Annotated in this window: 18 protein-coding genes; 8 read left to right on the top strand and 10 right to left on the bottom strand. The window is 31.1% G+C overall.

The annotated features are described in order from the left end of the window. Positions 1-24 precede the first annotated feature (24 nt). Genes BMX64_RS01675 through BMX64_RS01665 form a run of 3 tightly spaced genes read right to left on the bottom strand, consistent with a single transcriptional unit; the run spans position 25 to position 1,209 of the window. Positions 25-666: an O-methyltransferase gene (locus BMX64_RS01675; protein ID WP_091165383.1), complete on the bottom strand. Its 642-nt coding sequence runs from the start codon at positions 664-666 to the stop codon at positions 25-27. Next, on the bottom strand, positions 666-965 hold the full coding sequence (locus BMX64_RS01670; protein ID WP_091165381.1) for a type II toxin-antitoxin system RelE/ParE family toxin: 300 nt from the start codon (positions 963-965) through the stop codon (positions 666-668). The genes BMX64_RS01675 and BMX64_RS01670 overlap by 1 nt, the downstream gene beginning before the upstream one ends. Beyond that, a complete protein-coding gene (locus BMX64_RS01665) occupies positions 958-1,209 on the bottom strand; it encodes a hypothetical protein (protein WP_091165377.1) in 252 nt (83 codons plus the stop codon). Before BMX64_RS01665 ends, BMX64_RS01670 begins: the two co-directional genes overlap by 8 nt. A gap of 92 nt (positions 1,210-1,301) precedes the next feature. On the opposite strand from BMX64_RS01665, the gene rlmN reads away from it, so the two are divergent. Beyond that, positions 1,302-2,345, top strand: coding sequence for a dual-specificity RNA methyltransferase RlmN (rlmN, locus tag BMX64_RS01660; protein WP_091165374.1), 1,044 nt, complete (start codon positions 1,302-1,304; stop codon positions 2,343-2,345). 58 nt (positions 2,346-2,403) lie between these two features. On the opposite strand, the gene BMX64_RS01655 is transcribed toward rlmN, so the two are convergent. Continuing rightward, on the bottom strand, positions 2,404-3,267 hold the full coding sequence (locus tag BMX64_RS01655; protein ID WP_091165370.1) for a hypothetical protein: 864 nt from the start codon (positions 3,265-3,267) through the stop codon (positions 2,404-2,406). 310 nt (positions 3,268-3,577) lie between these two features. Here BMX64_RS01655 and BMX64_RS01650 point away from each other — a divergent pair, with 310 nt between their 5' ends. From BMX64_RS01650 to BMX64_RS01635, 4 genes are all read left to right on the top strand, one after another. Further along, positions 3,578-4,555 (top strand): polyprenyl synthetase family protein, encoded by a 978-nt coding sequence (locus tag BMX64_RS01650; protein ID WP_091165366.1) that lies wholly within the window; start codon positions 3,578-3,580, stop codon positions 4,553-4,555. Positions 4,556-4,706: 151 nt separating this feature from the next. Then, entirely contained in the window at positions 4,707-5,267 is a 561-nt protein-coding gene (locus tag BMX64_RS01645; RefSeq protein WP_091165362.1) for an RNA polymerase sigma factor, read from the top strand. After that, the gene (locus BMX64_RS01640; protein ID WP_091165358.1) at positions 5,254-5,997 is read left to right on the top strand and encodes a hypothetical protein; all 744 of its coding nucleotides are present in this window, start codon (positions 5,254-5,256) and stop codon (positions 5,995-5,997) included. Before BMX64_RS01645 ends, BMX64_RS01640 begins: the two co-directional genes overlap by 14 nt. 37 nt (positions 5,998-6,034) lie before the next feature. Beyond that, positions 6,035-7,621, top strand: a complete 1,587-nt coding sequence (locus BMX64_RS01635; RefSeq protein WP_143056043.1) for a hypothetical protein — start codon at positions 6,035-6,037, stop codon at positions 7,619-7,621. A gap of 76 nt (positions 7,622-7,697) precedes the next feature. Here the strand turns inward: BMX64_RS01635 and BMX64_RS01630 are convergent, their stop codons facing one another. Both BMX64_RS01630 and BMX64_RS01625 read right to left on the bottom strand, forming a co-directional pair. After that, positions 7,698-8,786 carry a hybrid sensor histidine kinase/response regulator gene (locus BMX64_RS01630; protein ID WP_091165349.1) on the bottom strand — a complete coding sequence of 363 codons (1,089 nt, stop codon included), beginning with the start codon at positions 8,784-8,786 and terminating at the stop codon, positions 7,698-7,700. After that, positions 8,773-10,782 (bottom strand): sensor histidine kinase, encoded by a 2,010-nt coding sequence (locus tag BMX64_RS01625; RefSeq protein WP_091165346.1) that lies wholly within the window; start codon positions 10,780-10,782, stop codon positions 8,773-8,775. The genes BMX64_RS01630 and BMX64_RS01625 overlap by 14 nt, the downstream gene beginning before the upstream one ends. Before the next feature lie 188 nt (positions 10,783-10,970). On the opposite strand from BMX64_RS01625, the gene BMX64_RS01620 reads away from it, so the two are divergent. Both BMX64_RS01620 and BMX64_RS15630 read left to right on the top strand, forming a co-directional pair. Continuing rightward, positions 10,971-11,750, top strand: a complete 780-nt coding sequence (locus tag BMX64_RS01620; protein ID WP_091165343.1) for a response regulator transcription factor — start codon at positions 10,971-10,973, stop codon at positions 11,748-11,750. A 186-nt stretch (positions 11,751-11,936) separates the two neighbouring features. Continuing rightward, positions 11,937-12,101: a hypothetical protein gene (locus BMX64_RS15630; protein ID WP_167543010.1), complete on the top strand. Its 165-nt coding sequence runs from the start codon at positions 11,937-11,939 to the stop codon at positions 12,099-12,101. A gap of 776 nt (positions 12,102-12,877) precedes the next feature. Here the strand turns inward: BMX64_RS15630 and BMX64_RS01610 are convergent. Continuing rightward, positions 12,878-13,258, bottom strand: coding sequence for a response regulator (locus BMX64_RS01610; protein ID WP_091165336.1), 381 nt, complete (start codon positions 13,256-13,258; stop codon positions 12,878-12,880). Positions 13,259-13,267: 9 nt separating this feature from the next. After that, positions 13,268-16,639 (bottom strand): PAS domain-containing sensor histidine kinase, encoded by a 3,372-nt coding sequence (locus BMX64_RS01605; protein WP_167543009.1) that lies wholly within the window; start codon positions 16,637-16,639, stop codon positions 13,268-13,270. Positions 16,640-17,095: 456 nt separating this feature from the next. On the opposite strand from BMX64_RS01605, the gene dnaG reads away from it, so the two are divergent. Next, positions 17,096-19,069 carry a DNA primase gene (dnaG, locus tag BMX64_RS01600; RefSeq protein ID WP_091165330.1) on the top strand — a complete coding sequence of 658 codons (1,974 nt, stop codon included), beginning with the start codon at positions 17,096-17,098 and terminating at the stop codon, positions 19,067-19,069. Here the strand turns inward: dnaG and BMX64_RS01595 are convergent. Continuing rightward, on the bottom strand, positions 19,066-19,695 hold the full coding sequence (locus BMX64_RS01595; protein ID WP_091165328.1) for a response regulator transcription factor: 630 nt from the start codon (positions 19,693-19,695) through the stop codon (positions 19,066-19,068). The two genes, dnaG and BMX64_RS01595, sit on opposite strands and share 4 nt — an antisense overlap. Before the next feature lie 96 nt (positions 19,696-19,791). Beyond that, on the bottom strand, positions 19,792-20,592 hold the full coding sequence (gene nadE / locus BMX64_RS01590; protein ID WP_091165323.1) for an NAD(+) synthase: 801 nt from the start codon (positions 20,590-20,592) through the stop codon (positions 19,792-19,794). Between the last annotated feature and the right edge of the window lie 68 nt (positions 20,593-20,660).

Here is a 20,660-nt window from a genome sequence, read left to right as displayed (position 1 = left end):
GTTTTTCAATAGAAATATCCTAAACTAAAGAACTCTACTCACTGTCAATCCATCACGAATAGGTAGTAAAACCGTTTCTACTCTTGGATCCGTTGCTAATAACTGATTGTATTCCAGTAATATTTTTGTGCTCAAATCTTTAGGATTCAGCGGTTCCAGTACTTTCCCGCTCCACAACACATTATCTGACAATATTATACCGCCTTTATTCATTTTTGGAAGAATCAATTCAAAATAGTTGAGGTAGTTTTCTTTATCGGCATCAATGAAAACCAAATCAAATTTGATGTCCAGTGTTGGAATAATGTCAACTGCTTCTCCTAAATGCTGGAAAATTTGCTTTCCCCAAGGTGATTTGTCAAAATGTTTTCTTTGAAAATCAACTAATTCTTCTTTGATATCAATCGTGTGCAATTGTCCGGTTTCTTGCATGCCCTCGCACAAACACAATGCTGAATAGCCGGTATAAGTACCAATTTCAAGAATATTCACAGGCCGAATCAATTTTGACAACATACTCAAAACCCGACCTTGGAAATGCCCGCTCAACATTCGCGGAAGCAGAATTTTCTGGTAGGTTTCTTTGTTCAGCGCGGCCAGTAAAGCAGGTTCTTTTTCGGAATGTTGCTCGATATAATCTTCTAATTCTTGGGAAATGAAATGCATTATTTTAAACTTTTTATTGGGTCTTGAAAAGTATTGAATATTCTAACAACGTAAATTGTGTTGTCATGTAATTGGTAAAGTATTTTGTAAATACGGATAATAATTCTTCTGCAATCAATTCTGTAGTCGTCAATTTGAAATTGATCAGGAAAAATTATTGAATTTAAACTTCCGAAAATTTCATTAGTTATTTTGGTGGCAACAAGAGGAGAAATGTTTTGTTTTAACGAAAGATAAATATCTTTTAAATCAAGTTTTGCATTTGTAGTCCAGAAAATCGCATAATTAGGATTACTCATTTTTCCAGGTTTTCATTTCTTCAATGAGATTTTCTTGAGAAATTAATCGATTGTGTTTAATATCTTCCAACCCTTCTTCAGCCTTGTTACGATATTCCGAGAGTGTTAAGGCATTTCCTTTTGCATCGTAAGAAACAACTTCATTCAAATAATTATCAAAAACCGAAGAAACGATACGCAATAAACGCTCATCGGCATTTTCAATTTGCATTTGAATTTTCTGTTTTAATTCTGGAAGTCCCATGTCTATTACTATTAGAAAAACAAAGTTACAAAATATAAATTTGAGGGTTAAAAAAAATCAATATAATTCAAAATTGTCATTAAATTTGCACCATGGAAATCGAGAAAAAAGACATACGCGCCTTATCAAAAGAACAACTACGTGATTTTTTCGTTGCTAATGACGATAAAGCCTTTCGTGGGAACCAGGTTTACGAATGGTTGTGGAGCAAAGGCGCACATAGTTTTGAGGATATGACCAATGTTTCTAAGGGAACACGAACTATGCTGGAAACGCACTTTGTCATAAATCACATCAAAGTGGATACGATGCAGCGCAGTGAGGACGGAACCGTGAAGAATGCTGTTCGCTTGCATGATGGTTTGGTGGTCGAGTCGGTTTTGATACCTACAAATACAAGAACTACAGCTTGTGTTTCGAGTCAAGTGGGTTGTAGTTTAGATTGCAACTTTTGCGCAACAGCGCGATTAAAAAGAATGCGAAATCTGGAACCGGCTGAAATCTATGATCAGGTAATTGCCATTGATAAAGAAAGTCGTTTGTATTACAATCATCCGTTATCGAATATTGTTTTCATGGGAATGGGAGAGCCTCTTATGAATTATAACAATGTTTTGAAGGCAATCGAAATGATTACATCTCCGGAAGGATTGGGAATGTCACCTAAACGTATTATGGTTTCGACTTCGGGAGTTCCTAAAATGATTAAGAAATTAGCAGATGATGACGTGAAATTCAAATTAGCAGTTTCGTTACACTCAGCAATCGATGAAATTCGTTCTCGGATTATGCCGTTTAGTGCTAATTTTCCTTTGGCAGATTTACGGGAATCATTAGAATATTGGTACCGAAAAACCAAAAGTAAAATCTCCTATGAATATGTCGTTTGGAAAGACATCAATGATAATAAAGCTTCTATAGATGCTTTGGTGAAGTTCTGTAAATATGTTCCTTGCAAAGTGAATCTTATTGAATACAATCCAATTGATGATGGAGAATTTCAACAAGCTTCCGAAGAATCAATTAATGCGTACATAAAAGCACTAGAAGCAAGCGGAATTGTGGTCAAAGTCCGAAGAAGCCGCGGAAAAGATATTGATGCCGCTTGCGGACAACTCGCCAATAAAGAAGCATAAAAAAAGCATTAAGATATCCGAAAACGATCTTAATGCTTTTTGGTATAAAAAACAGCTGTTATTTTTGAAGAGTAATTTCGGTTGTAACACCATTAATTGTTAGCGTTGCGAGATTGTCACATGCTCCGGTTCCAAAATCTAATACTCTCTCAGAATCATTTTTAGTGATCGTAACAACTCCACTCACCGGAAATGGTAAATTACAAGTCATTACGTAACGCAAAGGGGTGGTTATTGTTTTTACTATGATGGTCCCGTCAGGTAAAGTTGTTGTGCTGTTTCCAGTTACTAAAAAAACATTGTCATCCCAGATAAGTGGTGTTCCATTTCCCTCAACGGCTTCTTTAACTTTTGTGCCTGTTCTTGTATAAATTCTGCCGTCATCAAAGGTAATTTTCATATCAACAGTAAAAGTCATTACGGGATGAACCTCAGCTAGTAAGGCCGTGCTTTTCAATTCGTAGGTGATTGTTTTGTTTCCTTGAAGAAGTTTATTGTTATGATAAAAGTCGACAAAAGTATAGGAAATGGTTCTTATGGGACTGGTAAAATCAGTAGAAAAACTAATAATTATTTTTCCTTTCACTAGGTTTCCATTTGGAAGTAAACAACCTTCCGTTCCAAAATCAATTGTTCTAGTCCAAATTCCATCTGCTAATACTGTTGTAAAGGTTGCGCAGGTGGGTAAAAATCCTTTTGAAGTGGCGCTGGATTTATTGGATGAATTTTGTTGAGCGGTATATTGGTCCTCGACAATGAATACCACATCATCAATAGCGACATCAATTTTTGATTCAATCGCAACATCCGCAGTTGTCAGTACCGGAGACGGATTAGGATCATTATCATTATTATTGGAATCACAACTGATAAAAAAACTCAGCAATATAAATGCCATACCTGATAAAATTTTTGTTTTCATGATACATAATTTTTAATTTATACTAATAATTAAATTTAATCCAATTGTATTATTTGATTTCATTATATGCTTAAAATAACGGTGCAGTCCTCTAATAATTTAAAGGTTTTTAGTATTAATAAAACGGTTTCTAACTAATTGGGGTATATTGGGTATTCGTAGGGATTTAAAAAACAATAATTGTCTGTAGGTAATACAATTTTTGTATGATCATTTGTATAAAATTAATCAAAAAAATCACTTGTTATTTTAAACTCTTAGTTAAAAAATATATAAACTATTTTATTAAAATAGTATCTTTGAATTCTAAATGAACATTACTTCACAAATAAAACAGCCCATTTTCAATGAAATGGAACTTTTTGAAAAAAAGTTCTATGAATCGATGACTTCAAAAGTGGCTTTGTTAAATAGAATCACGTATTATATCGTCAACAGAAAAGGAAAACAAATGCGTCCTATGTTCGTTTTTCTGACTGCCAAAATGGTTTCAGCCGGAATAGTAAACGAAAGAACCTATCGTGGTGCTTGTGTTATCGAACTGATACATACGGCGACATTAGTTCACGATGATGTAGTGGATGATAGTAATCGCAGAAGAGGTTTTTTCTCCCTAAATGCACTTTGGAAAAATAAAATTGCAGTACTTGTGGGTGATTATTTATTGTCCAAAGGATTGTTGCTTTCCATTGATAATGGAGATTTCGATTTACTACGAATTATTTCTGTCGCTGTACGCGAAATGAGTGAAGGCGAATTACTTCAAATTGAAAAAGCCCGAAGACTTGATATCACAGAAGATGTTTATTACGAAATCATTCGAAAAAAGACAGCGACACTTATTGCTGCCTGTTGTGCTCTGGGCGCAAGATCCGTTATCGAAGATGAAGTTCAGGTAGAAAACATGCGCAAGTTTGGAGAACTCATCGGGATGGCTTTTCAAATAAAAGATGATTTATTTGATTATACTGATGATGCCATTGGTAAGCCTACCGGAATTGACATCAAAGAACAAAAAATGACGCTGCCTCTTATTCATGTTTTAAATACGTGTACTTCAAAAGAGAAAACATGGCTTATCAATTCCATTAAAAACCATAATAAAGATAAAAAACGCGTCAAAGAAGTTATTGCTTTTGTGAAAAATAATAATGGATTGCTTTATGCAGAACAAAAAATGATAGAATTCCAGCAAGAAGCACTTTTGCTTTTAGATAGTTATTCTGATTCGGAGTTTAAAGAAGCACTTATTTTAATGGTAAATTATGTGATTGAAAGAAAAAAATAATTATTTTTTCAAATAATTTTCTCTCGTTACCTATTGAATTTATTGACTTTTTTTTGATTTTAAATTTATAAAATCAAAAATTTTTCTATTCAAGATGCAACCTTTTTGCATAGTCAATCGTCTATACTTATAGAAACACTTTATAAAGATTTTGAAAGTAATCAACTTACATCAGGAAGAAAATGAATTAATCCAGTTAGCTGTCGAAAACAATCGGCAGGCGCAACAGCAGATTTACACCAAGTTTTCTCCAAAAATGTTAAGCGTTTGCCGCCAATACATAAAAGATATCCATCAGGCCGAAGATATTATGATTACTGCTTTTATGAAAGTCTTTACCAATCTGAAGAATTTTCAGCACAAAGGAAGTTTCGAAGGTTGGATTAGAAGAATCATGGTCAATGAATGTATTTCTTTTATTCGAGTTGAAAAAAAGCTAAAATATAGTGAAGATGAAATCTATTTTGAAGAAAGTTTCAACAACATCGAAAGCCAATTTTCAATAGACGATATTCAATTTCTGATTGATAATTTGCCGGATGGTTATAAAATGGTTTTCAATTTATATGCTATTGAAGGATTCAAACATCACGAAATTGCAGGTATGTTAGGGATTAAGGAAGGAACATCAAAATCGCAATTATCACATGCCAGAAAAATGTTGCAAGGGCAGATTAATACGTTAAAAAATTACGAGTATGGAACCGAATAAATTAGAAACACAGTTCAAAGAGCAGTTGAATTCTAGGGAGATCAAACCATCACAAATGGCTTGGAGTAAACTGGATGCGATGCTTACGGCGGCTGACCCGAGCAATAGCGAACAGGCGAAGCAAAAAACAAAAACAAAGTTTCCTTGGTTGTTTATGGCGGCAAGTTTTGTTGGATTTCTATTGATAGGAACAGTTTATTTTAATAGTTCTGAAACTGTAAAAATAAATAAAGATACTCCGGTAGTTTTGGAACAAAAAACTGATAGGGATAATTTAAATGAGCCAGAAATAATCAATGAAACTGTTTTGCTTGGCCAAATTCAAAAACCAACATTTAAGGAGCATGAAGTTACTGCTGACAATACTATTCAAAAAAAGCAGTCAAAGGAACTTAATACGAAAGAGGAGGAAGTTGCAATTATCACTCTAGCAAAAAAGAATGACCCCATAGTTAATTCTTCTGAAAACAAGAATTACCCAGAAACAATTAGCAATAGATACGTTTCAGCAGAAAAATTATTAGCAGAGGTTAGTAATACTAAATTTGAAACAAAAGATTCTGATAAAACAATTGAAAATACTAGAATAGGTATTTCGGTAAATCCAAACAGTTTATTGTCAAATGCTGAAAGCGAATTAAGTCAATCGTTTAAAAAATCTGCATTGGACAAATTCAATAAAAATTTTAATGCTATAAAAACAGTTTTAGTTAATAGAAATTACGAATAATAAATAAAAATCAATCATCAATCAAAAAACGAAAATCATGCAAAAAATTATTTTATTTACACTATTACTGTTGGTTGCTATGGTAGCTAAAGTAAATGCTCAAGAATTAGAATTTCCATTAGATTGGAGTTATAAACAAACGGTGCCAGGGAGTTATGAAATAGGTCTTGATAAAACTCCTGAATTTGCCAATCAAAATGTTTTAACAATCAAATCAATTAAAAAGAAGATTAATGGTTTTGGAAATATTATGAAAACCATCAAATCTGATTTGTATGTAGGGAAAACAGTTAAAATGACGGGTTATGTAAAAAGTGAAAATGTAAAATATTGGGCTGGACTTTGGATGCGTGTTGATTATTATACCGCTGCTGTTCTCTCTTTTGATAACATGGGAGAAAGAGCTATAAAAGGAACCGCTGACTGGACAAAATATGAAGTGGTTTTATTTGTTCCTCAAGAAGCAACATCAATTTCTTATGGCGTTTTATTAGATGAAACAGGTCAAATTTGGTTTAAGGACGTAACGCTTGAAGTAGTTGATGATTCCTTTACTGAAACGGGTTCGATTAAAGGAAGAGAACAAAAGGTAATTTCATTTGAAACAAGAGCGAAAGCAATTTCTGATGAAATTAAAACAATAACTGACAGTCAAAAAGAAGCTTTGAAAGCCGAAATCGCTCTAATAGATGAAGATGTTGTCAAAGGAATTATTTCTAAAGAAAAAGCGGATGAACTTAAATTAAAGAAAGCAGAAGAACGTGCAGCTAATATCGATAAAAAAGTTGCTATTGAAGAAGGAAAATTAAATCAATTAATTCAAGATAAAGTTGATGGTAAGTTTGAAGAAGAAAAAGGAAACAAAAGTGGCGGTACAAGTATAATTATAGGAGGTAGCAATGATGCCATTGGGATGAATAAAAGAGAAATTAACATTACCTCAATGAAAGTTTACAACGGCCAAAAAGACAAAGAAGATCGACAATCAAAACGAACTACAAGTCAGGTGGTTTTTGCTGCGGGATTAAATAATGTGGTAACCAATAAAAGTGTCGAAAAATCAGATTTCAGGTATTTAGGTTCTCATTTTTATGAATTAGGCGTTTCTTATAACAGCAGAATTGCAAAAAACAACAATTTGCTTCATGCTAAATACGGCTTGTCTGTAATGTACAATAATCTTCGACCTACTGATAATCGCATTTTTGTAATCAATGGTAATCAAACTAATCTGGCGGTTAATCCTATTGATATCAGTGATTCTCGTTTCAGAAATATATATTTAGTGGCGCCAGTTCATTTAGAGTTTGATTTTTCGGGTAAAAAAATGAAAGAGGATAAACCATTTTTCAGAACGCATCAAAGTGTTCGTTTTGGAATAGGTGGTTATGCAGGAATCAATTTGAAATCAAAGCAAATTATCAAGTATGATGACAATGATTTGAAAGCTACTGAAAGAACCAAAGGGGATTTTAATGCCAGTAATTTTATCTATGGTTTGAGTTCTTATATTGGATATAAATCCACTAGTTTGTACTTGAAATACGACTTGAATCCTTTGTTTAAAGACAATGCAGTGAAACAAAACAATGTTTCTTTAGGGCTTCGTTTTGATTTCAATTAAAAATTGTTTGAGTTAGTTTTTTAATCTGAGAAGCGCTTTGAAAAAGGCGCTTTTATTATTATTGATATAATTTTAGTCAAGATTTGTAGTTTTTATATAAAGGGAGGAATATTTTTATTGTAGTCCCTTCATTTTCTTTTGAAATGATGGTAAAAACACCCTCTGATTTTTTTATAATAATTTTGCTTAAGAAAAGTCCTAATCCTAACCCTTGTTGTTCTCTTTTTTCCCGATTGAATTGTTGAGAAGCACCAATTTTATTTAATTCTTGTTCACTTAAACCAATCCCAAAATCTCTAATTACCAATTCATAATATTCATTATTAAACTGTTCACCAGAAACAATAATGATTTTATTATTTGAAGAGAATTTTAAGGCATTGTCTATTAATTCAAAAAAAATGAATTCCAAATGCTCTTGACTAAATTTAATTATTGCTTTATCAATTTCAAAACTGATTCTTTTTTCCTGCCCTTCATAAATCTTAAAAATTTTTTCTTTTGTTTTTAAAAATGCATTTAATATTTCAGAACTCGAATTAGGGTCAAATTCGATGGAGTTGTTTTTAAGATTTTGATAAAAAATTATATTTTGCATGGTTCTATTTAGTCGCTCACCCGATATTTTAATCGATTCATAAAATGCGGATATTTCTTTTTTGTCTAGTTTTTCTTGATTTTCCATTAGAAGCTCAATAGGTCCTAAAATTCCATTTAGTGGTGTATTGATTTCATGTAAAAAAACCTTTTTTTTACCCAGATATAAATTACTATGAGAATTCTTTATTTTTTCAAATCGTTCTATCTTTGATTCTATAATAGATATTAATTCTCTTATTTTAAATGGTTTAGCTATGTAATCATCAGCGCCGTCCAACAGACACTTTCTCATTAGATTGTTTTCTTTTTTTGCAGTCAAAAAAATAAAGGGTATAGAGTTCAAAGAATTATTATCTTTTATTAATTCAAGTAATGTACTACCATCCATAACCGGCATCATTATATCGCAAATAATTAAGTCTGGTATCCAATATTCTAAAAAGTCTAATGCTTCTTGTCCATTACAGGCAGATTTGACGTTGTAATTCTGAATGATAAGCAACTCGCTAATAGTTTCTCTTAAACTTACTTCGTCATCAACTAAGAGAATTTTAGTTTTGTTCATAAGGGAAAATTAATTTTATTTTTGTTCCAAAATTTTCTTTGGTTTGTAATTCGATTTTTCCGTTTAAAAAATCTGTAAATTGTTTTACAATAGCTAAACCCAGACCGGAACCAATTATGGTATTTGTATTTGAAGCTCTAAAAAAAGAGGTGAAAAGATATTGAATTTCTTTTTCGGGAATTCCAATTCCAAAATCAGTTACTTCTATTTCAATTTCGTTCGCCAAATAGGCTATGACTAAAAGCGGATTAGGTCTACCTGCAGAATATTTAAATGCATTACTGATTAAGTTTGTTAAAATGTGCACCATTAATGTTTCATCAGTAAAAAGAACTTGTTTTTTACCTTCGATTTCTAATTCAATTTTTCGCCCATCATTAGAATTATTAAAATAAGTACTGATTAATGTCTCAATGAATTTTTCGAAATCAATGGACTTTATATTTTTTTTAATATTTGTGGACTCATATTCCCCAAAAATTAAAATATTGTTCATTAACTGAGTCATTCTGTCCACTTCAGTTTTAATTCTTGAAGTGATGGATTCCAGATTATTAGTTGCTTCTTTTTCAAAACTATTTGTTTTAATATCAATAAGTTCTGCGTTAGAATAAATAACAGTTAAAGGTGTTCTAAACTGATGGGATGCCATCGCTACAAAATTAGATTTCAATTCGTTGAATTTTCTTTCTTTTAATAGCGCTGTTTTAATTTTTTTTTCAGCTTTTATTCTTTTACTGATATCTCTACTGGAGGATTGAATTTTTGCAAACTGATTTTCAATTTCAAAAATAGCCTTGAATGTGCTTTCTAGCCAGATGTAACTTCCGTTTTTTTTTCTATAACGATATGTAATTATTTCAGTTTGTAAATGTTTGATGCTGCTATTATGATATTTTTGAAGTTTTGGTAAGTCATCTTTATGAATAAAATCCCAAGGACTTTTATTGATTAATTCTTCTGGGGTGTATCCGATAATTTCTGTTGAAGAATTTGAAACATAGCTATAATCTCCATTTTTTAAATGTTGTGTAATTAAATCAGTGGTGTTTTCGGCAATAAATCTAAATTTTTCTTCTGACAACTCCAGTTGTTTTTCTTTTTCTTTAATTTCGCTGATGTCGATATAGGTTCCAATAATTTTTATGGGTCTACCTTGTTTGTTTTTTTTTAATAAACCGGAATATTTTACCCAAACAGTATGTCCATCTTTATGAATCATTCTTGCTGTTCCATAATAATTAAGGGATTTTTCAGATATGAAGTTTTCTAAATCTATTGCAATTTTCAGGAAATCTTCAGGATGAGTACTGTTTTTCCAAAATTCAGCATCATCTGTGATCTCATCGTTTGTGTAACCTAATATTTTTACCCAATTATAGGAAAAAACATTTTTATTGGTGCTAATATATAATTCCCACATAGCTTGATTAGAACCTTTCATGTAGAAGTCAAATTTTTCTAAAGTAGCTTCTAATTTTAAAATGGTTTTGTCTTGATTGAGTCGGAGCCCAATATTTTTAGAAACGGCATGTAAGGCATATACTTCTTCATTCGCCCATTTTCTTTCCGTTTTGCAATCATCATAACCAATCCATCCCCAAAAGAGATTGTTGGAAAAGATTGGAGTGAATAAATAGGATTTTATGCCTTGCATTTCCATAAGTTCCCGGAAATAATCATTTTTACTATCTTTTACAAGTCCATAAAGAGGTTCGTTTTTTACTAATGTTTCATAAAGTCCCGGGAAAGCATCATAAGTAAGGCCGCTCAGATTTGGACTATCAATGTAAGGTTCAATATCGTTATTGCACCATTCATGGGTATAGTAAAGTTTTAGCCCGTCATTATCATTTCGATTTTTAAAAATATAACATCTGTCAATTTCTTGGGTTTTGCCAATATCAGTAATACAAAAATTTAATGCATCGTCGATTGAATCCTCTTTTAAAAGATGATTATTCGCTTTTGAAATGCTCAATAAAATATTTTTCATTGATTTACTAATGTTTAAATTACTTAAATTATGTTTTTTATAAAAAGAAATAATAAATAAGCCTGAATTCTTTTGAAGAAATTAAAAAAAAATAAAGGTATTTTAATTTTAATTTTGGAGGAATACAAGTACTTATAATTTAAATAAAAAAATCAATAAGTTAAAATGTAAATAATTAGTTTAGTACAATGAGAAATCAAAAAATAAAAATAGTATTAATTGAAGATGATAAAGCGCTCGGAAATTCAATTTTAGAATTATTGATTCTGAGTGATTTTGATGTAAAATGGCTAAAAGATGGGGGAGAAGCTTTACTATATTTTCAAAAAAACATTCCTGATGTCATTATAAGTGATTTAATGATGCCTATTATGGGTGGCGAAGAACTATTTTTAAAAATCAAGAAAAACATTAAATTTAAAACAGTTCCGTTTATTATAATTACTGCTAATATGGATGATAATATAAAATTTAAGCAGTTAGAAAATGGAGTAAATGATTTTATAATGAAACCCTTTAAAGTGAAGGAATTGGTCTATAAAATAAAAAATGTGATTGAACTTAAAAATAATATAGAAAAGAAATATGTTCCTGATCCGTTTTCAAAAGTTACTATTAAATTATCTGAAAAAGATTTTTTAACCTCGTTAAATGAAGTTCTAGTTAAATATTTAAAATCAAAAATTGATATGAATGAATTGTCAAGTCAGCTTTTCATAAGTAAATCAACATTAGATAAAAGAGTGAGGAAACTCACTAATAAAAATGCGAGTCAATATGTACGAGAGTTTAAATTAGAATATGCTATTAAACTCATTGATTTAGGAGAAAGAAATGTACAATATTTAGTCGATGAAACGGGATTCAACTCGTTCTCTTATTTTTCTACCAGCTTTAAATCATATCTTAATGTAACTCCTCGGGATTATATAAAATCAATCCAAAATGAAAAACAATCGTTGCTTTAAATTTTGTAAAGACAAGCTGAATAAATAATTTTAAAAAAAAATACTCTTTTAAAAGAGTGTTTTTTTTTTGATTTTAAATTATTGGCTCTTTTCTTTAAATCAGAAGTAATAAGTAAATCAATTCTAAAGAAATAGATTAGTTTTCTTCAAAAAAATGTAATGTTTAGAATTTTAAATGATCTTTTAATGAAACTTAAAACAAGACTATCACAATTTGATTGGGATGATTTAAAGGAATTGTTTCCTGATAATAAGGAAACAGTAACGGAAAATAATATAGTTGTGTTTAGTCTCTTTGTTATTGGAATCGGATTAATTGTAGTTGTCTTTATTGTGGGAATTTCTCTTTAGCTAAGAGTATAGGGTATATGTATAAATATTATTATAAAGGAGAGTTTAGTTTCTAAAAAGAATAGTTGACTTTTTTTGGGATATAAATTATTAGTACTTTTTTTTAAGCTATAACTAAAAATAGAGTATTATATAATTTCAGAATCTATTTTTATAAAAGATTTGGGGTACTTCTTACCAAGCAGCTTATTTAAATGTTTATTTGGGGCAATGAACTATACTTTAGTAGGTGTAAGCTGTTTTTGGTAAGATTCTTTAAATTTAATCCAATTAGAGAGATATGAGCACAAATACAACAAAATACGAAAAAATTTTTAGAGAAAAATTCTCTTTTTGTAATTTCAGAGTCAAAAGTAACTTTTAAAAATTGTCATGCTGTAATCACCTTAAATCAAATTTCAAATAGTAGATTAATAAAAAATAGAGAATTTACAGCCAATATTATAGTACTAGTATTTTAGATTTTATTTTATGTTGTGGTTTTATAATCTTTATATTTAAGTACTATAATGGTATCTTTAATTTTAGGACTAATTCTAATTTTTGTAGTGAGTTGCATAGAGAATAATTCTTATAGATTACTTATAAATAAAACTCATTACGATTTTAACTAAATAATCATCAATAAAGAAAACCTTCACTTTACCAAAAGATTTCTTTCTAAATTTCCAGCTTCTACAATATTAAAAACCAAAGTTAAACAGGGATTTGAATTTTATTACCAGAACTTTAAAAAGCACATTGCATAATTACAAGTAAGAATAAAAAATTATTAATTATCTGTTTGATTTAGAAGTTTTTGCTAATTCTGATTCAATGATACTTTTTAATTCTTTAAAAATAAATGGCTTTTTTAAATATGCTTTAATTCCTAAAGCATCACCTTTTTTTTGATCTTTAAGTTCTATTCTGGCAGTAAGAAAGATCACTGGGATATCAGAGTAATCAGAAATTTTGTGTTTTTCCATGAATCCGTATCCGTCAAGAATAGGCATCATAATGTCGCAGAGGATAAGATCAGGTATAAATTGCTTGACTTTTTCTAATCCTTCAATTCCGTCATGAGCATCAAGGACATCGTAACCGGCGTAGGAAAGTAATTCGCAAATAGTTTCTCTCAGTCTTAGTTCATCGTCAATAATTAATATTCTAGCCATCGTTTTTAATTATTTGTTTAAAGGAAATTTCATGGTTACTTTTGTACCTTTTCCTAATTCGCTTTCTAATGCAATTGTTCCTGAATTTTTTTTAGTGAATGTTTTAGCGATATATAATCCTAAACCAGTTCCTTGAAAACCATCGGTATTACTTGCTCTGAAAAAAGTGTTGAATAATTTAACGTGGTCTTCTTTAGGAATACCGATACCAAAATCAATAATTTCAAGGACAATTGTATCACTCGTTGAAGAAAGATTAAGAATTACCTTTGCAGATTTTTCGGAATATTTAAAAGCATTATTTAAAATATTAAGAATAGCATATTCCATTAGCTTTTTATCAGCATTAACTGTGAAAGTTGAGCCATTAAAATTTGTAATCACCATTGGAAGATTTAGATTATTTAAATAGTTATTGTCAACTATTTCAAGACAAAACTCTTTCAAATCAAATGATGTAGGGTTGAAATTAGTCTTTCCGGAATCTTCTTTAGAAATAGTTAATACAGCATTCATTAGTTCAACAATTCGATCGATTTCCTCAGTAATAATAGTAACTCGTTTTTGTAAACGATTTCCGTTTACTACATTTTGATTTTCTAAATACATAGATATTAATTCCGCGCTAGTTCTAATTGTAGTCATAGGCGTTCTGAATTCATGAGAAATTGTGGATACTAAATTGGTGCGTAATTCATTTAATTCTCTTTCTTTTGCAAGTGCTTTCTCAATTGCTTCTTCGGCTATTTTTTTAGAAGTTACATCTCTTGAACTTGTTTGAATTTCAATTAGAACTTTGTTCTCTAAGATTAAACTTGTTTTTATTTCAATCCAGATATATTCATTGTTACTTTTTTTAAATCTTGCAATTACTAGTTCATCCGTTTTCAGGGTGAGGAAATTATCCATTTTTTTTTCAAGATAATTTTTATCTTCTGGATGAGCATAATCCAAAGGAAATTTTCCTAGTAATTCGTCGGAAGAATACCCTAGCAAATTTTGTATTGATGGTGAAATATACTTAAAAGTTGTATCTGCGTTATGTAAACAAACTAAATCTACCGTATTATCTGCTAATAGACGATAAAGACTCTTCGCCTCATTTAACTGACTAGTTTTATTCCTGTTATTTTCATCAGTTAACACTTTGTTTTCCTCTTCGATTTTTTTTCTTTCGGTAATGTCTATTACCTGGACGATATAATACTTAATTTCATTCTTATTGTTTTTTGCTGACGAAACAGACATCTGTGCCCATATGATAGAATTATTTTTATGAATGAACCTTTTTTCTGAACTGAAGTTAGATATCTTTCCGGTGTCTAATTTTTCTTTATAATCCAAATCAACAGTCAAGTCTTCGGGATGAGTGATTTCTTGGAATTTCAGGCATTTCATTTCTTGATTGGAATAACCAAGCATTTTACAAAGTCTTACGTTCGTTTCTGTATAATAACCATATACATTAACCAAAGCCATTCCTACTGCTGAATTCTCAAAAGCTCCTTTAAATTGTTCCTCACTTTGCTGTAATTCATCTTTTAATTTCTTCTCTTTCGTGATGTCTTGCATGGCTCCAATCATTCGGATTGCCTTACCTTCATCGTTTCGTATAATAACGGCCTTGTCTTTTACAAAGGCATAAGTTTTATCTGATTTTAGATAACGGTATTCTTCTGTCCATCTATAAACATCTGTATTTACGGCTTTTTCTGCAGATGCAAAATAGTTTTCTCTGTCTTCTGGATGAATATAATTCTCACATTCTTGACCTGTTATAATGTTATTCTCAAATTGATGTCCAAAAAGAATAGAATAGCTTTCTCCTACAAATATTTCATCCGTAATCATATTCCAATCCCAAAGCGCATCTGAAGTAGCTTTACTGGAATAGGTAAAGCGCTCATTGCTGATTTTTAAGGAATCTTCTGCTTTTTTTTGTGCAGTTATATCATTAAAAGAGCATATTACATAGAGTAATTCATTAAGATCTCCAAATACAGGTATGGCATCAACCATTAACCAAACCAAATCATTATACGTTGGACGATGCACACCCATGACAATATTATTTATTGGTTTCAACTTTTGTATCGCCTGCGGAACAGGATGTTCGTCGGGTTGGAAAGGTGAACCATCTATGTGAATTACTTTCCATGTATCATCAAAAGAGGTTTTACCACGAAGTTGATTTTCCGTAAGTCCTAACATTTCGCAAGCTGCTTTATTATTTTCTAAAATCTCTGATTGTGGTCCTTGAACTAAAATCCCAACAGCTACGTTTTGGAGAATACTGGCAGTTAGTTGTCGGCTTTTGAGAATTTCCTCTTGAATTTTTTTACTTTCAGTGATGTTAACACTAAAACCGATCATCATTTTAAAACTTCCATCATTATTAAAAACTGGAGTAAATTTTCGGTCATGGTACGTAATACCATCAACTTCAGAATGTAAAGTTTCTTCCCAAAGCAAGGTTTTCTCTATTTGAAGTGCTGCAAGAAATTTTTCCCTTCTACTTCTAGCGATGGAGGGATCTCGTTGCATATGTTGTGCATATTCAAAATCGTCTTTTCCAATTATAAATTTGCGCAACTCTTCATTTTTGATTGCTATTGGATTTACATAGATGTATTTGTGATTAGAGTCAAATACTACAACATCGGTTGGTAAATTATTTAATATGGTTTCATAGAAATCTTTTTGTTGCAGTAGCTTCTGTTGGACCTCAATATGTTCAGTAATGTCTCTACAGTTTCCTATAAAAAATGGAGAGCCATTTTTTAGGGATAATTTCAAACGTGTTTCATGCCAAACATAGTGCCCTTCTTTATGCAGAATTCTATAGATTAATTCCCCTTCATTTTCTCCGGTTTTAATGACTCTATCTAAAAAATTAATACAATTTTCTAAATCTTCAGGGTGTAAAAAGGAAGCGTTGCTTTTGCCTAAGACCTCTTTAATATCATAACCCAGATATTTTGTCCAGTTGTTTGAGGCATAGTTAATTATTCCTTCTAAATTGATCTCGTAGATAATTTCATTTGAATTATCTATAGTCAGTTGAAATTGATTTTCTTGCTGTTTGATTGTTTCTTGTAATTCCTTATTTTCAATATGTAATTGCAATAAAGATTGAATTTGTTGTACAGCATGATCCAGATATTTTAATTGTATTGAGGAAAGCTCTTTCGGTTTAGTGCCCATAATACAAATAGTTCCGATAACTAGATTTTCATTAAGACAGATTGGAAGCCCAGCGAAAAAATCTACTAAGTTTTCGGATTGATTAGAAACGTCATTATTAATATCTGAAACGATTTTAATTTTATTTTGCTGAATAATATTCTCATTAAATGCTAATATCTTAGGTGAGATAGGCATAAGATTTAAGCCTATTTTTGCTTTTACAGTTAGGCCAGTTAAATCAATTAATGATATAAAGACACAAGGGATTTCACATATTTCCGATACAAATAATAGAATACTATTAAATTCTTGCTGAAAATCCATGTTATCAAATAATTTCCTTATTTTTTTTTATTCTGTAATAAAGGCATAGGTTTTTTTAAGTAAGTAATTAATTATGTGGCAACAAATTGCGTACGTGATTTGGGGCTATCAGATACTAAGTAACGCTTATTTTGGCATAAATAAAAGTTTGTAAAAAATTAATGGATTCTTGGGGTTACTTTTAGTTATAAAATAAGATATTTCTTCTCTAAGTTAGTTACTATATTTTTTACATGTTCAGTTGTTTATATTACAGTTAAATTTTATTTGTTTTTAAGATAATTTTGTAAAATTAAACTTTGTAACTTTGACCTTTAAAAAAAAAAATTGATTTCAAAAGCCACTATTGATACTGTTTTCGAAACTGCCCGAGTAGAGGAGGTTATCGGTGATTTTGTAAACTTGAAACGTGCAGGAAGTAATTTCAAAGGGCTAAGTCCATTTTCTGAAGAACGTTCCCCATCGTTCATGGTTTCTCCTGCCAAAGGAATTTGGAAAGATTTTAGTTCTGGTAAAGGAGGGAATTCTGTAGCTTTCTTGATGGAACATGAAAAATTTACGTATCCGGAAGCCATTCGTTATTTAGCTAAAAAATATAATATTGAAATTGAGGAAACGGAACAATCAGATGAAGAGAAAGCCAATACGGATGTTCGGGAAAGTATGTATTTGGTTTCGGAATTTGCGAAAATCTATTTCCATGATACACTTTTAAACTCTGAAGAAGGCAAAGCTATTGGCTATTCTTATTTTAAAGAACGTGGTTTTACCAATGAAACTATAAAGAAATTTAGTTTAGGATATTCACCGGAAGCTTGGGATGCTTTTACCAAAGAAGCATTAGGCAAAGGATATAAATTAGAATTTCTGGAAAGTACAGGGCTCACAATTCCCCGTGATGACAGGCCTTTTGACAGGTTCAAAGGACGTGTGATGTTCCCAATACAAAGTATGTCAGGAAGAGTGTTGGGTTTTGGAGGAAGGATTCTTACCAATGATAAAAAAGCGGCAAAATACCTGAATTCACCCGAGAGTGATATTTACCACAAAAGTAAAGTATTGTATGGTATTTTTCAAGCCAAACAATCCATTGCTAAGTTGAATAATTGTTATTTAGTCGAAGGATATACGGATGTAATTCAGTTCAATCAATCTGGAATTGAAAATGTTGTGGCTTCCTCAGGAACAGCTTTGACACCCGACCAAATTCGATTAATCAATAGACTAACAAAGAATATAACGGTACTTTTTGATGGAGATGCGGCCGGTTTACGGGCGTCAGTTCGAGGAATCGATTTGATTCTTGAAGAAGGAATGAATGTAAAAGTATGTACATTTCCTGACGGAGAAGACCCGGATAGTTTTGCCAAGAAAACATCCTATGAAGATTTAGTTTTATACCTAGAGAATAATGCTAAAGATTTCATTCAGTTCAAAGCCTCGCTTTTGATGAATGAAGCCAAAAACGATCCGATAAAAAAAGCGGATTTGATTCGGGATATGGTTGTCAGCATTTCGAAAATTCCGGACAGAATTCAGCGTGAAATTTATATTCAGGAATGTTCCCGAATTATGGATATTTCGGAGCAAGTTTTACAAAGTACCTTGGCGCAATTAGTTCAAAAAGATGTTGCTGAAGTTGGAAAAAAACAAAAACAGGAACAACAAGCTTTTGAAGTTGTAAAAAACGAAAATCCAATTGATGCAGAAAAAGTAGATATTTTATATCGTCTGGAAAGAAAAATCATTGAGATTCTTTTGTTATACGGAAACAAAGATGAAGAGTTTGAAGATACATTCTTGAGAACAAATGAAGAAGGGAAAATAGAAACTGTAACTGAAAAGAAAGAGTATAAAGTATATCAACGAATCTATCTCAGTTTACAAGAGGATGAAGTAGAATTGGCAAATCCATTGTTTAGAGATATATTTAATGATTTAATTAACTATTATCATCACAACGAAAGTTTTAGTTTAGAGCAGTATTTAATGCGCTTACAGGTTGATTTTGCACAAGAAGTAACTGATATTTTGATGGAGGATGAACGAGTGGTGTTGCACGATTGGGTAGGACAGAATATTTTTCCGAAATCAAAAAATGATACGATAGGACAGGATGTTTCGGAGACTATTTTGACTTTACGTTGGTATTTGGTGGGCAAAATCATCGAAGAATTAAAAAGCTCTCTATCATCTGAAGTTGATTCAGATAATACAGAGCCTTTGTCTATGGTTATGGATTATAATGTATTAATCCATTCTTTTTCAAAAAAATTAGGGAGAGTTATGTCGCGGTATTAAACGATCTCTAAAGTTTTTGCTTTGTTTACTAAATCTACTAAGTTAGTAACATTCAGTTTTGTTAGCAATCGTAATTTGTACGTACTAATAGTTTTTTCATTAAGTTTCAGGATATCAGCAATCTCATGATTCTTTTTTCCATCACTTAAATAGCGTAAAACTTCAACTTCTCGATTGGAAAGTTTGCGGTATAAACGTTCGCTTTTGCTTTGTTTAGCAATTAAAGCTAAGTTTTTCTTCACGGTCTCATTCATGATTATTTTTCCTTGGTGGACTTTAATAATCGATTGACCTAAAGTTTCTAATTTCTCTGATTTATGCACAAAGCCAGAAACTCCGGCTTTTATGGCATTTGGCGCATAAATTTGTTCAGAAAGACCACTGAAGATAATAATTTTAGTTTTTGGGAAATTTTTTAAGAGTGCTTTGACCTCAAAAATACTGGAAAGACCTTCCAGTTCCAAGTCTAATATTAATACATCAATTTCTTTTGTTTGAAGGATATCCCGTACCATCAAAAAATTACCAACATTGGCAACTATTGAGATCTCTGCATTATCTTTAAAGTAAGATTTTACTCCAAAATGCACAACAGGATAATTATCGGCTATACATACTTTAATCATGATTTTAAATTTTTTAGAATTATTTGTTATTTGGAATTGTAAAATTAATAAATAAATTCTGTAATTAATTGTAAATCAATATAAAATGTGATTTCTTTATTCTTTTGGGATAAAACAAACGGGAATTGCAATCATTTTATGCTGATTAATAGTATTTAATCGCTTATAAATATCGAAAACAATTTTTTCTCTTCCTGAAAAATCATTTGCGGATTTCCCCGCTTCATTTTCTAACATAGCCCACTCTAGTTCATCATAACTGGCTCCTAACTGATCCTCATCAGTTCTGTCATCACCAAATAAACCATCTGTTGGTGATGCTTTTAATATGGACTCCGGTATTTTTAAATAACTACCTAAGAGATATACTTCGGATTTCATTAAATCAGCAATCGGGCTCAAATCGACTCCGCCGTCGCCATATTTAGTATAAAAACCTACCCCAAAATCTTCAACTTTATTGCCTGTTCCGGCAACCAAAAGGCTGTGTAAGCCTGCGAAGTAATATAAAGTAGTCATTCTTAACCTAGCTCTAGTATTTGCCAGGGATAAATTTAGTTTACAAGTGTCTGAATCGTCGGGTACTGCTTTTTTAAAAGTTTCAAAAACGGAGGTTAAATCAGCTTCAATACTGGTTACGTTTGGAAATCTGTTTTTTAATTGCTCAATATGTTCGCGTCCACGAGTTACGTGACTTTGCGCTTGATGGATGGACATTTCAACGCATAAAACTTTTAACCCTGTTTGTGCGCATAGTGTTGAGGTAACTGCAGAATCGATTCCGCCAGAAATCCCGATAACAAATCCATTTACTTTTGCATTTTCGGCATACGTCTTCAACCAATTCACAATATGCGCATTTACTTTTTCAACCTGGATTGTTCTTTTTTTAATCATAATAGTTTACGTTTTAAAAAGCAGGAATGTATATTTGCAAAATCAATTAGTTGTGCATTCGTTTCCTT

It is taken from the genome of Flavobacterium sinopsychrotolerans (assembly GCF_900110375.1).
Classification (GTDB): Bacteria; Bacteroidota; Bacteroidia; order Flavobacteriales; family Flavobacteriaceae; genus Flavobacterium; species Flavobacterium sinopsychrotolerans.
Note: the sequence above shows the minus strand (reverse complement) of the source record. Positions and strands in the feature narration are given on the sequence as shown.

Coding starts and splice junctions, on each gene's coding strand:
- BMX64_RS01675 (WP_091165383.1), bottom strand. CDS start 666: ATGCATTTCATTTCCCAAGAATTAGAAGATTATATCGAGCAACATTCC.
- BMX64_RS01670 (WP_091165381.1), bottom strand. CDS start 965: ATGAGTAATCCTAATTATGCGATTTTCTGGACTACAAATGCAAAACTT.
- BMX64_RS01665 (WP_091165377.1), bottom strand. CDS start 1,209: ATGGGACTTCCAGAATTAAAACAGAAAATTCAAATGCAAATTGAAAAT.
- rlmN (WP_091165374.1), top strand. CDS start 1,302: ATGGAAATCGAGAAAAAAGACATACGCGCCTTATCAAAAGAACAACTA.
- BMX64_RS01655 (WP_091165370.1), bottom strand. CDS start 3,267: ATGAAAACAAAAATTTTATCAGGTATGGCATTTATATTGCTGAGTTTT.
- BMX64_RS01650 (WP_091165366.1), top strand. CDS start 3,578: ATGAACATTACTTCACAAATAAAACAGCCCATTTTCAATGAAATGGAA.
- BMX64_RS01640 (WP_091165358.1), top strand. CDS start 5,254: ATGGAACCGAATAAATTAGAAACACAGTTCAAAGAGCAGTTGAATTCT.
- BMX64_RS01635 (WP_143056043.1), top strand. CDS start 6,035: ATGCAAAAAATTATTTTATTTACACTATTACTGTTGGTTGCTATGGTA.
- BMX64_RS01630 (WP_091165349.1), bottom strand. CDS start 8,786: ATGAACAAAACTAAAATTCTCTTAGTTGATGACGAAGTAAGTTTAAGA.
- BMX64_RS01625 (WP_091165346.1), bottom strand. CDS start 10,782: ATGAAAAATATTTTATTGAGCATTTCAAAAGCGAATAATCATCTTTTA.
- BMX64_RS01620 (WP_091165343.1), top strand. CDS start 10,971: ATGAGAAATCAAAAAATAAAAATAGTATTAATTGAAGATGATAAAGCG.
- BMX64_RS15630 (WP_167543010.1), top strand. CDS start 11,937: ATGAAACTTAAAACAAGACTATCACAATTTGATTGGGATGATTTAAAG.
- BMX64_RS01610 (WP_091165336.1), bottom strand. CDS start 13,258: ATGGCTAGAATATTAATTATTGACGATGAACTAAGACTGAGAGAAACT.
- BMX64_RS01605 (WP_167543009.1), bottom strand. CDS start 16,639: ATGCCTATCTCACCTAAGATATTAGCATTTAATGAGAATATTATTCAG.
- BMX64_RS01595 (WP_091165328.1), bottom strand. CDS start 19,695: ATGATTAAAGTATGTATAGCCGATAATTATCCTGTTGTGCATTTTGGA.
- nadE (WP_091165323.1), bottom strand. CDS start 20,592: ATGATTAAAAAAAGAACAATCCAGGTTGAAAAAGTAAATGCGCATATT.